This is a genomic window from Flavobacterium gelidilacus DSM 15343, assembly GCF_000422685.1.
In the GTDB taxonomy this organism is placed as follows: Bacteria; Bacteroidota; Bacteroidia; order Flavobacteriales; family Flavobacteriaceae; genus Flavobacterium; species Flavobacterium gelidilacus.
Genome location: NZ_AUGN01000011.1, coordinates 17,329 through 32,494, shown reverse-complemented (window position 1 = coordinate 32,494; position 15,166 = coordinate 17,329). Strand labels below are relative to the sequence as shown.

Sequence of the window (15,166 nt, the reverse complement as noted above, 5' to 3'; positions counted from 1 at the left end):
ATAAAAATTATTTAAAGTTTAACTTACAAAAATTATCTTTTCATTCTAAAAAAAGCTCTAATCAACAGTGAGCAATCTTTTTCTAAAACTCCACTTACAACTTCAGTTTTGGGGTGTAATTGTGTTCCCATTTTTACAAAACCTCTATTTTCATCGGAAGCTCCGTAAACAATTTTTGAAATTTGACTCCAATATAAAGCACCAGCACACATTTGACAAGGTTCTAAAGTAACATAAAGTGTGCAGCCTTTTAAATATTTACCGCCAATGAAATTTGCTGCGCTTGTAATGGCTTGCATTTCAGCATGAGCTGTAACATCGTTAAGCAATTCTGTTAGGTTATGACTTCTTGCAATGACTTTATTATCTATAACAATTATTGCTCCAACAGGAATTTCTCCTTTTTCAAAAGCCGTTTCAGCTTCTTGCAAAGCTTTCTTCATAAAATAATCGTCGGTGAAAATATCTATCATAATAGCAAAAATACAATTTCAAGTTAGTACTTTTGTCAAATGAAGGAAAATTTACTTTCACATATTAACAATCCTAAAGATTTGAAGAAACTTTCTCCAGATCAACTTCCTCATTTGGCTAAAGAATTGCGCGAATTCATCATTGATGTTATTTCACAAAGAGAAGGCCATTTGGGAGCAAGTTTAGGTGTTATAGAATTGACTATTGCTATACATTATATTTTCAATACACCTAAAGATTTATTAGTTTGGGATGTTGGTCATCAAGCTTATGGACACAAAATTTTAACGGGAAGAAGAGATGTTTTTGAAACCAATAGAACTTTAAACGGAATTTCGGGTTTTCCTAAAAGAAGTGAAAGCGAATATGATACTTTTGGTGTTGGACATTCTTCAACTTCAATTTCGGCAGCTTTGGGAATGGCAATTGCTTCTAAACTAAAAGGTGATTTTGAAAAACAACATATTGCCGTAATTGGTGATGCTTCTATAGCAAGTGGAATGGCTTTTGAAGGCTTAAATCACGCTGGAGTTACTGATGCTAATTTATTAGTGATTTTAAATGACAATGCCATTGGAATTGATCCAAGCGTTGGTGCTTTAAAAAATTATTTGACAGCTGTAAAAGAAGGGAAAAATCCAAAACAAAATAATATAATAAAATCCTTAAATTTTGATTATTCAGGACCAATTGACGGTCATGATTTACCAAAATTATTAGCCGAATTAGAGCGACTAAAAAAAATTAAAGGTCCAAAATTCCTTCATGTTATTACACTTAAAGGGAAAGGATTAGAATTAGCTGAAAAAGATCAAGTTAAATATCATGCTCCAGGAAAGTTTGAAGCTAAAACTGGAAAAATTCACCCAAAAAATGAAGAAAATTTACCTCCGAAATTTCAAGATGTATTTGGTTTAACTTTAGTTGAATTAGCTGAAACGAATGAGAAAATAATTGGAATTACACCTGCAATGCCAAGCGGAAGTTCTATGAAATACATGATGGAAGCGTTTCCTGAAAGAGCTTTTGATGTCGGAATTGCAGAACAACATGCTGTAACTTTAGCTGCTGGAATGGCAACGCAAGGCATGGTGGTTTTTTGCAATATTTATTCCACTTTTATGCAGCGTGCTTATGATCAAATTATTCACGATGTGGCTTTGCAAAATTTACCTGTTATTTTTTGTTTAGATAGAGCAGGTTTAGTTGGAGAAGATGGAGCAACACATCATGGTGTTTTTGACATTGCTTATTTAAATTGTATTCCTAATTTAATAATTTATGCCCCAAAAGACGCAATAGAATTAAGAAACATCATGTATACAGCTTCTTTAGGATTAAATCATCCGATTGCAATTCGTTATCCAAGAGGAAGAGGAGAAATTGTGGATTGGAAAAACCCTTTTGAGATTATTGAAATCGGCAAAGCTAAATGTTTGAAAAAAGGTTCTGAAATAGCAATTCTTTCAACTGGAATTATGGCTTCAAATGTAGAAAAAGCTATTGCTGAATTAAATAAAACCAATAAAATATCGCACTATCATTTTCCATTTATAAAACCTATTGACGAAAAGACCTTAAATGAAATTTTTAAAATGCACTCTAAAATAATTACAATTGAAGATGGCGTTATTATTGGAGGATTTGGTAGTTTAATAAATTCGTTTGCTACTTCAAATACTTATACTAACAAAATTGTTAATTTAGGCATTCCTGATACTTTTATTGAACAAGGAAGCGTTGATGAATTACAACAGATTTGCAAAATTGACGTTATATCTATATTAAAAACTATTAGTACTATATAAACATGTTTAAAAAAATAATATTTATCATAGCCTCATTATTTCTATTTCAAATTGGTTTTTCTCAAGTAATAAGAACAAAATTACCTGATACAACATCAAATTGGATATCAAAAAATAAAGTTGGTTTTGATATTTCTCAAATTTCATTTGTAAACTGGAATGCTGGTGGGAACAATTCGATTTCAGGATTATTAAAAGGAAATTTCAAAAGAGATTATAGTATTGATAGACTTAATTGGGATAACGAATTGATTTTTCGATATGGAATAAATAAACAAGAAGGACAAGAGTTGAGAAAGACAGATGATCAATTACAAATTAACTCAACAGTTTCTTTTAGGAATGATACTATCTCAAAATGGTTTTATGCCGGAAAATTTAATTTTAACACACAATTTTACAATGGATATGCTTATCCAAATACCGATGTTTCTATTTCTGCACCTTTTGCACCAGCTTATTTTTTCTTAGGAATTGGTGCTGAATACTTTAACAAAAAAGAACATCTTAGATTTTATTTATCTCCTTTAACTCATAAAACAACTTTAGTTCTTAATCAAAGGCTAGCAAATGAAGGTGCTTTTGGGGTAAACAAAGCAATTTATGATGAAAATGGGAATATAGTTTCTTTAGGAAAAAAATCAAGAACCGAGTTAGGTGTTTTAGTTACTAATGAATGGGAAACAGAAATTTATAAAAACATTATGTTTGAGAATCGCATTTCTTTATATTCTGATTATTTAAACCATTTTGGAAACATAGATGTTAATTGGCAAATACAGTTTGAAATGACAGTAAATGAATATGTAAAAGCAAGTATCGGAACACAATTAATCTACGATGATGATATTAAAACAAAAAAACAAGAAGATAATATGCAAGTAATTTCTGGGCCAAAAATTCAATTGAAACAAATTATGGGAATTGGCATTGTATATGAATTTAAGAAAAAAACCATCACTACTGGGTAATGATGGTTTAAAAATGTTTTTTATTAAGCTAAAGCTTGCTTTAAATCAGCCAATAAATCATCAATATCTTCTACTCCAACGCTTAAACGAACTAAATCATCTGTAATTCCAATTTCTGCTCTTTCTTCTTTGGTTAAAGAACCGTGAGTCATTGTGGCTGAATGATTTGCCAAAGATTCTACTCCGCCTAAAGATTCAGCTAAAGTGAATACTTTTAATTTTTCGAAAAAAGCAACAGCATCTTCCATTTTTCCAGATTTGAAAGTAAAGGAAACCATTCCACCAAAACCACCAATCATTTGTTTTTTAGCAATATCATGATTTGGATGACTTTCTAATCCAGGATAATAAACTCTTTTAACTGCTGAATGTGAGCTTAAGTATTCGGCTACTTTTATTCCATTTTCACAATGACGTTGCATTCTCAAATGTAAGGTTTTGATTCCTCTTAAAATTAAAAAACTATCCATTGGCCCTAATATTCCACCGGTTGCAAATTGAGCAAAATGTAATTTTTCACCAAGTTCTTTATCTTTTACAATTAAAGCACCAGCCATAACATCTGAATGTCCTCCTAAATATTTTGTTGCTGAATGCATTACAATTTCAGCACCTAAATCTAAAGGTTTTTGTAAATAAGGAGTTGCAAAAGTATTGTCAACTGCTAAAAGCAATTTATGTTTTTTTGTAATCTTTGAAATCTCAGCTATATCTACTAATTTCATTAAAGGATTTGTAGGTGTTTCGAGCCAAACTAACTTTGTATTTTCATTTATTAAGGATTCGAATTTTTCTAAATTCGTCATGTCTACAAAATGAAATTTTATTCCAAAGTCTTGATATACTTTAGTAAACATTCTATAAGTTCCACCATATAAATTGTCCGTAGCAACAACTTCATCACCTGGTTTTAGAATTTTCATTACAGCATCTATAGCTGCCAAACCCGAAGCAAAAGCTAAACCTCTTGTTCCGTTTTCTAAACTTGCCAATGAATCTTCTAAAGCCGTTCTAGTTGGATTTGAAGCTCTTGCGTATTCGTAATCACCAATTGGTTTACCTGGACTTGTTTGTGCAAAAGTTGAGGTTTGAAAAATCGGAGTCATTACTGAACCCGTTGATTTTTCGTGATGTTGACCACCGTGTATGGTTTTAGTATTGAATTTCATTTGTAGAATTTTGTTAAAAATAATTATTTTAAAGACAATAACTACCGTATTTTTGCATTCAAATTAAAATTTTAGACCAAATGGATAAAATATACTACTTAGCTTCATGTGATACTTGTAGAAAAATCATTAAATCTTTACCAAAAGGAATTGAATTAGAATTTCAAGACATCAGACAAGATAAAATTACAGTTGAAGAACTAGAACAAATGCGAGAATTAGCAGGAAGCTATGAAGCCTTATTTAGCAAAAGAGCTCAATTATATAAAGAACGAGGTTTAAAAAATCAAAAACTGACTGAAGACGATTACAAAGCCTTAATTTTAGAACATTATACCTTTTTAAGTCGACCAGTTTTTATAATTAAAAATGAAATATTTATAGGAAACACACAACCTAATATTTTAAAATTAATGAAGACTTTAAAAAATGTCTAAAAGGATCTTAGCCTTAATTGGCGCAACATTTGTCGCTTTAATTTATGGTGCAACTTTTATTTTTGCTAAAGAAGTTATGCCTACTTATGTAAAACCTTATGGCTTTATTTTAATAAGAGCCATTGGTGGTGCTTTTTTATTTTGGCTCTTAACCTTTTTTGGTCCGAAAGAAAAAATTGCTTTAAATGATTTTCCAAGAATAATTGCAGCTGCTTTATTTGGTGTTGCGATAAATCAACTGACTTTTTTTAAGGGATTAAGCATGACTTCACCGATTAGTGCATCAGTAATTATGGTTACTGCTCCTATTTTGGTTTTGATTTTATCGGCAATTCTACTAAAAGAAAAAATTAAACTCAAAAAAGTCCTTGGAATATTTATTGGACTTACCGGAACTTCAATTTTAATCCTTTATGGAAAAGATATTGAAAATAGTCCAGATGCTGGTTTTGGCAATTTTTTGGTTTTTATTAATGCTTCTGCTTATGCCGTTTATTTAATCATTATCAAAAAACTGATTACTAAATATCATGCTTTTACGTTTATCAAGTGGATTTATACTTTCGGATTATTGTTTGTAATTCCTTTTGGCTATCAAGAATTTATAGAAATTAATTGGGAAAGCATTCCAACAAACATTTATTATAATATTGGTTTTGTAGTCTTGTTCACAACTTTCTTAGCTTATTTAATTAACCTGATGGCAATGAAAGAACTTAAACCTACAACTTTATCTGTTTTTATTTATTTACAACCTTTATTTGCTTCCATAATTGCAATTAGTCTTCAAAAAGATGAGCTTAATTTTATTAAGGTAATTTCAGCAATTTTAATTTTTGTTGGAGTGTATTTAGTTACTCATAAAAAGAACCTAAAAACTACTGACGAGTAAAAAACTAAAGACTGAACACTTTTTATTATCTTTGAATTCTTTAAAATACACTATGATACAATCAATGACAGGTTTTGGTAAAGCATTTATGCAATTATCAAACAAAAAAATAACAGTAGAAATTAAATCATTAAACAGTAAAGGATTAGACTTAAACGTAAGAACTCCTTCTGTTTATAGAGAAATGGAATTGCAAATTCGCAACACTATCGCACAACGATTAGAACGTGGAAAAATTGATTTTTCATTATATATAGAAGTAACTGGTGAAGAAACTTCTGCTAAAATAAATGTCCCTATTGTAAAAGGTTACATCAATCAAATGAAAGAAGTTATTCCTAATGCGGATGAAACTGAATTAATGAAAATGGCTGTAAGAATGCCTGATTCCTTAAAAACAGAGCGTGAAGAATTAGACAAAACAGAATGGCTTCAAATTGAAAAAGTTATTAATGAAGCTTTAGATAATATTTCAACATTTAGAAGTGATGAAGGTCTTTCCTTAGAAAAAGAATTTGAGTTAAGAATTTCAAACATTGAAAACTTAATGAATGAAGCTGTTTCGTATGATGCAGAAAGAGTTGAAACTGTTAAAACTAGACTTCGCACAGCTTTAGAAGAATTAAAAGCTACAATAGATGAAAATCGTTTTGAACAAGAATTGATTTTTTATCTTGAAAAATATGACATTACTGAAGAAAGAGTTCGTTTAGGAAATCATTTAAACTATTTCTTAGAAACTATGAAAAATGAAGAAGCTCTTGGTAGAAAACTTGGATTCATTACACAAGAAATTGGTAGAGAAGTAAATACAATGGGTTCAAAGTCTAATCATACTGAAATGCAAAAATTAGTGGTGCAAATGAAAGATGAATTGGAAAAAATTAAAGAACAAGTATTGAATGTGCTTTAAAAGCAAATATAAAGATTAAAAATATAAATTTTCAGCATGGAAAGATGCTGAAACAAGTTCAGCATAAAATGACTAAAGGAAAATTATTTGTATTCTCAGCACCATCTGGTTCTGGAAAAACTACCATAGTAAGACACTTATTAGAAAAAGAAGATTTAAATTTAGAATTCTCAATCTCATGCACTACTCGTGAGCCAAGAGGAACAGAAATTCACGGAACAGATTATTACTTCATTTCTTGGGAAGAATTTAAAAATCATATTAAAGCCGAAGACTTTGTAGAATGGGAAGAAGTTTACACGGATAATTTCTACGGAACTTTAAAAGCTGAAATTGAACGAATTTGGGCTTTAGGAAAACACGTAATTTTTGATATTGATGTTGTTGGTGGATTAAGAATCAAACACAAATTTCCGGAAGAAACATTAGCTGTTTTTGTAAAACCACCGAGTGTAGATGAATTAAAACGAAGATTAAAATTACGTTCTACAGAAAGTGAAGACAAAATCAACATGCGTGTAGCAAAAGCTTCTGTCGAATTAGCCACTGCACCACAATTTGACAAAATAATTAAGAATTATGATTTAGATACTGCTAAAGAAGAAGCATATCAGTTGGTTAAGGAGTTTATTTCTAAATAATTTAATGATTGAAAGATTTAAGAATTTAAAATTATTTCAATCTTTCAATCTTTTAATCTTTTAATTAAAATCATGAAAATCGGTTTATATTTCGGAACATTCAATCCAATTCACGTTGGGCACTTGATTATTGCTAATCATATGGCTGAACATTCTGATTTAGATCAAATTTGGATGGTTGTCACACCTCATAATCCACACAAGAAGAAGAATACACTTTTAGATGATTATCATCGTTTAGAAATGGTGCATTTGGCTACAAAAGATTTTCCAAAGATTCAACCTTCAGATATTGAATTCAAATTACCTCAACCAAATTACACGGTAAATACTTTAGCTCATTTATATGAGAAATTTCCACAACACAAATTTTCTTTAATCATGGGTGAAGACAATCTAAATTCACTTCATAAATGGAAAAACTATGAAGTCATTTTAAAGAATCATGACGTTTATGTTTATCCTAGATTGAATTCTGGTGAAATGGATGATCAGTTTGTAAACCATCCAAAAATTCACAGAATTGGTGCGCCAATAGTTGAATTATCTTCTACATTTATTCGAGAAAATATCAAAAACGGTAAAAATATTGTTCCCATGTTACCTAAAGAGGTTTGGGAATATGTAGAACATAATTTGTTTTATAAAAAGTAATGTTAAGCCAAAATATAAGCACCAATCTCTTCTTTCACTTCATCTAAAATCGAATTCAAAGTATCATTCTTTCGAGCTAATAAATAAATTTCTGTAGATGGCATTTTAGAGCTATTCCAAACTAATTGAATTTTGTTTTCTTTTAAATATCGCTTCGCATTAATGTTCCAAACAATAGAAACTCCTGAATTTTCAGCCAAAGTAGCTAGCATTTCTGTTTCAGAAGGAATGATGTAATTAGAAATCATTGAAGGTCTTTTTTTATCAAAAACGTACAACCAAAATAATTTTACATGAGGAATTCTAGCATCAAAATTATACCACTTTTGTTCATTTAACCAATTTTCGATGGTCGTATAATTTTCATTTTTGATTTCTTTCTTAACTTCTTTTAAATCTAAATCGTTACTTGCAACAACGATTTGCTTTATTTTACCTAACTCTTTTTGAATGGTGTCAAAAGTGTCAAATTTTTGGGTTACAATGGCAAAGTCTATTTTTTTATCATTCACTAAATTAAATAATTCTTCATTTTCACCATAAGTAAAATCAATAAAATCGAATTTTAAAATTAGCTTTGTTCCAATACTAGCAAATAAATGTTTTGATATTCCGATAGAAACCAGTCTATTAGAACTAAATGCTTTTTCCCGAAAACCATTTTCCACACTTTCCAAACGATCTAAAGCTTCAATAATTAAATTGTTTAGTAATTTTGCATACTCAGTTGGTTCAACACCTTTTGATTTTCGATTGAATAATTTATAACCTACATGTGCTTCTAACATGGCTATTTGCTGACTAACTGCAGGTTGACTTATAAATAATTCTTTTGCTGCTTGTGAAAAGTTTCCGTTTTTATAAACAGATTTAAAGGTTCGATACCATTCTAAACTTACCATGATATAAATATATTTATCACAAACATAATTTAAATTATTTTTACTGATATCATAAATGATGTAATTTTGTAAAATAAATAACAAATCATGAAACGCATAGCAGTAGCATTAATCGTAATTTTGTCTGTAAGTTGTAAAGACAAAGAAAACACAACAGAAACAACAACACAAGAAAATCAAATAACAAAAAAAGAAACTATGAAAAAGGTATTATTTGTTTTAACTAGTCATGAAGACTTAGGAAACACAGGAGAAAAAACAGGATTTTGGATAGAAGAATTTGCAGCACCTTATTATGAATTAGCAGATAAAGGAGTTGAAATTACAATTGCATCACCAAATGGTGGACAACCACCAATTGATCCAAAAAGTGCTGATCCAAGTTCAGCAACAGAAGACACTAAAAGGTTTGATAGTGATGCTGCATTACAACAAAAATTAGCAAATACAGTTAAATTAGCTGATGTAAATCAAGCGGATTATGACGCTGTATTCTATCCAGGTGGACATGGACCATTATGGGATTTGGCTTCAAGTGATGTCTCAAAATCATTAATTGAATCATTCTACACAAACAACAAACCAGTTGCTTTTGTATGTCATTCTCCGGGAGTATTGAAAGATGTAAAAGTGAATGGTGAATACTTAGTAAAAGGAAAAAAAGTAACAGGTTTTACTAATGAAGAAGAAGAAGCTGTTGGTTTAACTAAAGTAGTCCCTTTCTTATTAGAAGACGCTTTAAAAGCAAACGGAGCCGAATACAGTAAAGGTGAAAATTGGGCACCTTATGCAGTTGAAGATGGTTTATTGATCACAGGTCAAAATCCAGCTTCATCTAAATTAGTAGCTCAAAAATTATTAGATCAATTAAATAAATAAAAAAATGAACAATTTCGAATTATATAATCCAGTAAATTATGTCTTTGGTAAAGGACAAATTGAAAAATTAAAAGACTTAGTACCTGCAAATACAAAAATTCTTATCACTTATGGTGGTGGAAGTATTTTCAAAAATGGCGTTTACGACCAAGTAAAAGCTGCTTTAGCAACACAATTTGAAGAAAATAATATTGTTGAATTTGGTGGAATAGAACCAAATCCAAAATATGAAACTTTAATGAAAGCTGTTGAAATCGTCCGTGAACAAAAAATCGGATTTGTTCTAGCAGTTGGTGGTGGAAGTGTTATTGATGGAACAAAATTTATTTCTGCAGCTGTAAACTACGAAGGTGATGCCGCTGAAATTTTAAGAAAAAGAATTCTTTTCAAAGAAGGTGACAACGTAGTGCCTTTTGGAACAGTTTTAACTTTACCAGCAACAGGTTCAGAAATGAATTCAGGAGCAGTAGTAACTATTAATGAAACACAAGAGAAATTAACTTTGGGCGGAAGTGCTTTATTTCCAAAATTCTCTATTGTTGATCCAACCGTAATTACATCTTTACCAAAAAGACAATTACAAAATGGTGTTGTGGATGCTTTTACACATACAATGGAACAGTATTTGACTTATAGGCATGATGCTATTTTACAAGATAGAATAGCAGAAAGCATTTTACAAACATTAGTAGAAATTGGTCCAGATGTAGTTGAAAATCCAAAAGACTACAAATTGGCTTCTAACTTTGTTTGGTGTGCAACAATGGCTTTAAACGGACTAATTCAAAAAGGTGTTCCAAGTGACTGGGCAACACATATGATTGGTCACGAATTAACAGCTTTGTACAATATTGATCACGCAAGAACATTGGCTATCATAGGTCCAAACTTATATAAAGTAATGTTTGAAACTAAGAAAGATAAATTAGCGCAATACGGAAAACGTGTTTGGAACATCCAAGAAGGTTCAACAGAAGAAATTGCTGAAAAAGCTATTGAAAAAACAGTTGAATTTTTTCATACAATGGGAATGAAAACAAAATTATCTGAAAACACAGATGAAGATTTTTCAAAAACTGCTGACTTCATAGTAAATCGTTTTGAAGAAAGAGGCTGGAAAGCCTTAGGTGAAAAACAAAACATTACTACAGAAAAAGTGAAAGAAATAGTTGAGATGAGTTATTAAATAGATTTTTGGATATTCAGATTTTGGATATTCAGACAAATCAAAAAGCGTTCAGGAATTACTTCTTGAACGCTTTTTTTTAACCCCAAAACAAAAATTAACTTAACCCAACTTAATTTATGTATTCGTAATATTAACAACTTATTACAAACTAAAAACGATATAGTTAATTTAAAATTGCGCTCCAATTTTTAAAATTTTGTTAAACTTTCCCTTAACACTTTTAACAATTGATTTGATAATGCGTTTTAATTTGCTAATTTTGGTTACTTAATCGATTGAGAAATGAATAAAAATCCAAAGTTTGCAGTTATTGGTGGTGGAAGTTGGGCAACAGCAATTGCCAAAATGTTATGTGAAAACCAAACTGAAATTGCATGGTATATGCGTAATGTTTATGCTTTAGAACATTTAAAACATCAAAAACATAACCCTAATTATTTAAGTTCAGTTGAATTTGATATTAAAAAACTTAGGTTAACCAATGATATCAATGAAGCTGTCGCTTTTGCTGATTATGTCATATTTGCTATTCCTTCTGCTTTTTTGAGTGGTGAATTGGAAAAACTTACAGAAAGTTTAAAAGATAAAGTCATTTTTTCTGCTATTAAAGGAATTGTTCCAGAAACTAGTTTAATTGTTGGGGAACATTTTCATAAAAAATATGACATTCCATATGAAAACATCGGTGTAATCACTGGACCTTGTCACGCAGAAGAAGTTGCTTTGGAACGTTTATCTTATTTAACAATTGCTTGTGGTGATTTAGAGAAAGCCAAAATAATGGCAACTAATTTAAGTGGAGATTACATCAAAGCAAAAACTTCTGATGATATTATTGGGACTGAATATGCAGCCATGTTAAAAAATATTTATGCTATCGCTGCCGGAATTGCTCACGGATTAGGTTATGGAGATAACTTTCAATCGGTTTTGATGAGTAACGGAATTCGTGAAATGAAAAAATTTATTCGAAAAGTACATAAAATGAAACGTAATATTAATGATTCTGCTTATTTAGGAGATTTATTGGTAACAGGATATTCTGTGTTTTCTAGAAATAGAATGTTCGGAAACATGATTGGAAAAGGCTACACAGTAAAATCAGCTCAAATGGAGATGAGTATGGTTGCTGAAGGTTATTATGCTACAAATAGCGCCTATAAGTTAAATCAAGAATATGGTGCGAAAACACCAATTATTGATGCAGTTTACCAAATTTTATATGAAGGAAAGGATGCAAAAAAAGTGTTTGCTAAATTGACTGATAAATTAGATTAAGCTGAAAAAGCAAAAAGGTATAAAAATCCCATTTAGAAATTAAGTTATATTCTAAATGGGATTTTTTTAGTAGTCTTATTTAATTGTTATTTCGTCAATAAAAATAAAAGCATCACCGTTGGATGGAAAACCTTGATGCCATTCTGGTAATTTTCCAAAATTGGTTGCAATGACTTTTACATATCTAGCTTTTTGCGATTTAAATTTTAATTCAAAAGGTTTAATTACGGTTTCATATTCTTTTGGATCGACTGCGTTTTCAACTGTTCCTACTTTCTCAAATGTGATATTATCTTCAGAAATATAATACTCTACTTTGGTTGGCATTAAAATCCAAGAACGTGTGTCTTGTAGGTAATTAGATGTGATTGAACTTATTTGACGTGTGGATTGCATATCAACGACACATTCAAAATCTTGGTTTTGAAAACCTTGCCATTCTCCTTTTCTCCAGTTTTCGTTGCCATAAATTCCGTCTAACAAACCTTCATCGCCACCAGCATGATATTGTGGATTGTATTTTGATTTGATATCAATTGTGTAGTTATTTGGCTTTTTGAAGAATTGGGCTGAAATGGTATTGCTGTAACTGTAATGTCTTTTTGCATTTACTCTATACATTTTCCTTGCTTGAATCTTTGTAAATGCATATACTGTGGCAGATTTATCAATTTCAAAGGGAGAAGTATATTTTTTAGCATTACTTTTTATTGTCAAACTATCTTTTAGATTTAAACTTATATCAACCCAATAATATAATTCATCTAAATCTGAATCTATATCTGAAATTAACTCAACTAACATTTTATCTTTGAATGATTTGCTTTCAGCTTTAATAACCGGAACAGTTTCGAACTTATTATTTGAAATCAAAGTTACTGGATGTGTAGTATGTTTCAAATTGTAATGAACAAAAGGAAACTTCATTTCATTTACTTTGAAATTAATATTTTCAACATTATCTAAAGTAATTTTTGTGTTTTTAAAAATAGGCTCAACCACATTAAATGTTTCTTGTCCAGGTGTAACCTGGTATAAACCAATAGAACTCAACACATACCAAGCACTCATTTGTCCGCAATCTTCGTTTCCTATTAAACCATCTGGCGTATTTTTGTAGAATTCGTTTAAGATATAATGTACTTTTTCTTTTGTTTTTTCAGGTTTTCCAATATAATTATACAAATAAGCCATGTGATGACTTGGTTCGTTTCCGTGTGCATATTGTCCGATTAAACCTGTTACATCAACTTGTTCTCTTCCTGTAGTTTTACTTTCAGAATTAAACATTTCATCTAGTTTGGTTTCAAATTTTTCATTTCCACCATAAGCATTAATCATTCCATCAATATCTTGTGGTACAAAAAAAGAATATTGCCAAGCATTTCCTTCGGTATAATTATTATTGACTTCTTTTGGATCGAAAGGTTTGTCCCAACCACCATTTTTCTTTGGACGCATAAAACTAGTATTCCAATCGAAAATGTTTTTCCAATTTTGAGAACGTTTCATAAAATATTCGTAATCCTCTTGTTTGTTTAAAATTTGAGCCATTTGAGCAATACACCAATCGTCGTACGCATATTCGACCGTTTTTGAAACACTTTCGTGATCGTCATCCATAGAAATAAATCCGTTTTCTTTATAAGCTTTTAAGCCTAAAACATCTCTCATCGCTGAAAATTTGCTTGCTTCAAAAGCTTTTTCGTAACCAAAGCCTGTAATTCCTTTTGCCATTGCATCTGCAATTACGGAAACCGAATGATACCCAATCATACAATCGGTTTCGTTTGACGCTAATTCCCAAACAGGTAATCTTCCACCTTGTTCGTATTGTTTTATGAAAGTGTTTATGTAATCTGACGTTCGTTTTTTATCAATCAAAGTATATAAAGGGTGTGCTGCTCTGAAAGTATCCCAAAGTGAAAAAACAGTGTAATAATCAAATCCTTCAGCTGTGTGAATTTCGTTGTCTCTACCGCGATATTTTCCATCTAAATCTTGTGCAATGTTGGGTTGCATCATCGTGTGATATAAAGCGGTGTAGAAAATCGCTAATTTGTCTTTATCATCAGAAGTGACTTCAATCTTTGATAATTCTTTGTTCCATAAAGCTTCCGCATCTTTCTTGACTTTTTCGAAATCCCAATGTTTGATTTCTGAACTGTTTAAATTAGCACCTTCATAACTTGTTGGAGAAAGTGTGACTTTTATATTTATTTTTTCTTCTTTTTTGACTTGTTTAGAAAAACTTAAAGCTAATTCTGTTCCTCTGTATAATTTTTCAGATTTAGTCTCATTTGCTTTAGCTAGATTTATTTCGAAGGGAACATCAAATTCAATGCGAGCATAAACATATTGATTAGTAGCCCAAGCATAACTTCTTCTTAAGATTTCAATTGTTTTGTTATCTATAATTCGAACTTCGCCTTCTAATAATTTATCTCGATGATTCAAATCTAAAATTATATTGGCTTGACCTTGATGATTGAAAGTATATTCATGAAAGCCAACTCTAGTTGAAGTTGTTAAGCGAACATCAATATTGTGTTTGTCTAGTTTTACACTATAAAAACCTGCTGAAGCTTTTTCGTTTTCGTGTGAAAATGTAGAAGAATATACTTTATTATCAAAGGATGGTTCTCCCATTGTTGGCATTAACATGATATCACCAAAATCAGAAACTCCAGTTCCGTTTAGATGTGTGTGCGAAAATCCATAAATCAAATTATCTGAATAATGATAGCCTGAACAACCATCCCAACTTCCATCAATTCGTGTGTCTGGAGAAAGTTGTACCATTCCATAAGGTGTTGTCGCTCCTGGGAAAGTGTGTCCGTGACCACCAGTTCCAATAAATGGATTTACGTGTTTGGTAAAATCTTGGGCAAATGCACTTGTCGTAATGAATAGTATAGAAAAAAGAAAATTCCTCATCTTATAGGTTTTATTTTCTATA

Annotated in this window: 14 protein-coding genes; 10 read left to right on the top strand and 4 right to left on the bottom strand. The window is 30.6% G+C overall.

Going from position 1 to position 15,166, the window contains the following annotated elements; genetic code table 11:
• Window positions 1-32: 32 nt before the first annotated feature.
• Window positions 33-473, bottom strand: a complete 441-nt coding sequence (locus G507_RS0106600) for a nucleoside deaminase (protein ID WP_026716760.1) — start codon at window positions 471-473, stop codon at window positions 33-35.
• A 39-nt stretch (window positions 474-512) separates the two neighbouring features.
• On the opposite strand from G507_RS0106600, the gene G507_RS0106595 reads away from it, so the two are divergent.
• Together G507_RS0106595 and G507_RS0106590 are read left to right on the top strand one after the other, a co-directional pair.
• Window positions 513-2,282, top strand: a complete 1,770-nt coding sequence (locus tag G507_RS0106595; RefSeq protein ID WP_026716759.1) for a 1-deoxy-D-xylulose-5-phosphate synthase — start codon at window positions 513-515, stop codon at window positions 2,280-2,282.
• Window positions 2,283-2,284: 2 nt separating this feature from the next.
• Window positions 2,285-3,253, top strand: a complete 969-nt coding sequence (locus G507_RS0106590) for a DUF3078 domain-containing protein (protein WP_051191508.1) — start codon at window positions 2,285-2,287, stop codon at window positions 3,251-3,253.
• Window positions 3,254-3,276: 23 nt separating this feature from the next.
• Here G507_RS0106590 and G507_RS0106585 read toward each other — a convergent pair whose 3' ends face one another.
• Window positions 3,277-4,422 carry a cystathionine gamma-synthase gene (locus G507_RS0106585; protein WP_026716757.1) on the bottom strand — a complete coding sequence of 382 codons (1,146 nt, stop codon included), beginning with the start codon at window positions 4,420-4,422 and terminating at the stop codon, window positions 3,277-3,279.
• Window positions 4,423-4,502: 80 nt separating this feature from the next.
• Here G507_RS0106585 and G507_RS0106580 point away from each other — a divergent pair, with 80 nt between their 5' ends.
• The 5 genes from G507_RS0106580 (at window position 4,503) to nadD (ending at window position 7,959) form a co-directional block, all read left to right on the top strand.
• Complete coding sequence (locus G507_RS0106580; RefSeq protein WP_026716756.1) at window positions 4,503-4,859, top strand: arsenate reductase family protein; 357 nt, start codon at window positions 4,503-4,505, stop codon at window positions 4,857-4,859.
• Window positions 4,852-5,751: a DMT family transporter gene (locus tag G507_RS0106575; RefSeq protein WP_026716755.1), complete on the top strand. Its 900-nt coding sequence runs from the start codon at window positions 4,852-4,854 to the stop codon at window positions 5,749-5,751. The genes G507_RS0106580 and G507_RS0106575 overlap by 8 nt, the downstream gene beginning before the upstream one ends.
• Window positions 5,752-5,803: 52 nt before the next feature.
• Complete coding sequence (locus tag G507_RS0106570; RefSeq protein ID WP_035665769.1) at window positions 5,804-6,664, top strand: YicC/YloC family endoribonuclease; 861 nt, start codon at window positions 5,804-5,806, stop codon at window positions 6,662-6,664.
• Between the two features lie 68 nt (window positions 6,665-6,732).
• Window positions 6,733-7,305, top strand: a complete 573-nt coding sequence (gene gmk / locus G507_RS0106565; protein ID WP_026716753.1) for a guanylate kinase — start codon at window positions 6,733-6,735, stop codon at window positions 7,303-7,305.
• Window positions 7,306-7,377: 72 nt separating this feature from the next.
• Entirely contained in the window at window positions 7,378-7,959 is a 582-nt protein-coding gene (gene nadD / locus G507_RS0106560; protein ID WP_026716752.1) for a nicotinate (nicotinamide) nucleotide adenylyltransferase, read from the top strand.
• A 2-nt stretch (window positions 7,960-7,961) separates the two neighbouring features.
• On the opposite strand, the gene G507_RS0106555 is transcribed toward nadD, so the two are convergent.
• Window positions 7,962-8,861, bottom strand: a complete 900-nt coding sequence (locus tag G507_RS0106555) for a LysR family transcriptional regulator (protein ID WP_026716751.1) — start codon at window positions 8,859-8,861, stop codon at window positions 7,962-7,964.
• Window positions 8,862-8,948: 87 nt separating this feature from the next.
• Here G507_RS0106555 and G507_RS0106550 point away from each other — a divergent pair, with 87 nt between their 5' ends.
• The 3 genes from G507_RS0106550 (at window position 8,949) to G507_RS0106540 (ending at window position 12,207) form a co-directional block, all read left to right on the top strand.
• The gene (locus G507_RS0106550; RefSeq protein WP_026716750.1) at window positions 8,949-9,740 is read left to right on the top strand and encodes a type 1 glutamine amidotransferase domain-containing protein; all 792 of its coding nucleotides are present in this window, start codon (window positions 8,949-8,951) and stop codon (window positions 9,738-9,740) included.
• A 4-nt stretch (window positions 9,741-9,744) separates the two neighbouring features.
• Window positions 9,745-10,926, top strand: a complete 1,182-nt coding sequence (locus tag G507_RS0106545) for an iron-containing alcohol dehydrogenase (protein ID WP_026716749.1) — start codon at window positions 9,745-9,747, stop codon at window positions 10,924-10,926.
• A 285-nt stretch (window positions 10,927-11,211) separates the two neighbouring features.
• Window positions 11,212-12,207, top strand: a complete 996-nt coding sequence (locus tag G507_RS0106540) for an NAD(P)H-dependent glycerol-3-phosphate dehydrogenase (RefSeq protein ID WP_026716748.1) — start codon at window positions 11,212-11,214, stop codon at window positions 12,205-12,207.
• Window positions 12,208-12,282: 75 nt separating this feature from the next.
• Here G507_RS0106540 and G507_RS0106535 read toward each other — a convergent pair whose 3' ends face one another.
• A complete protein-coding gene (locus G507_RS0106535) occupies window positions 12,283-15,144 on the bottom strand; it encodes a GH92 family glycosyl hydrolase (protein WP_026716747.1) in 2,862 nt (953 codons plus the stop codon).
• Window positions 15,145-15,166: the final 22 nt, after the last annotated feature.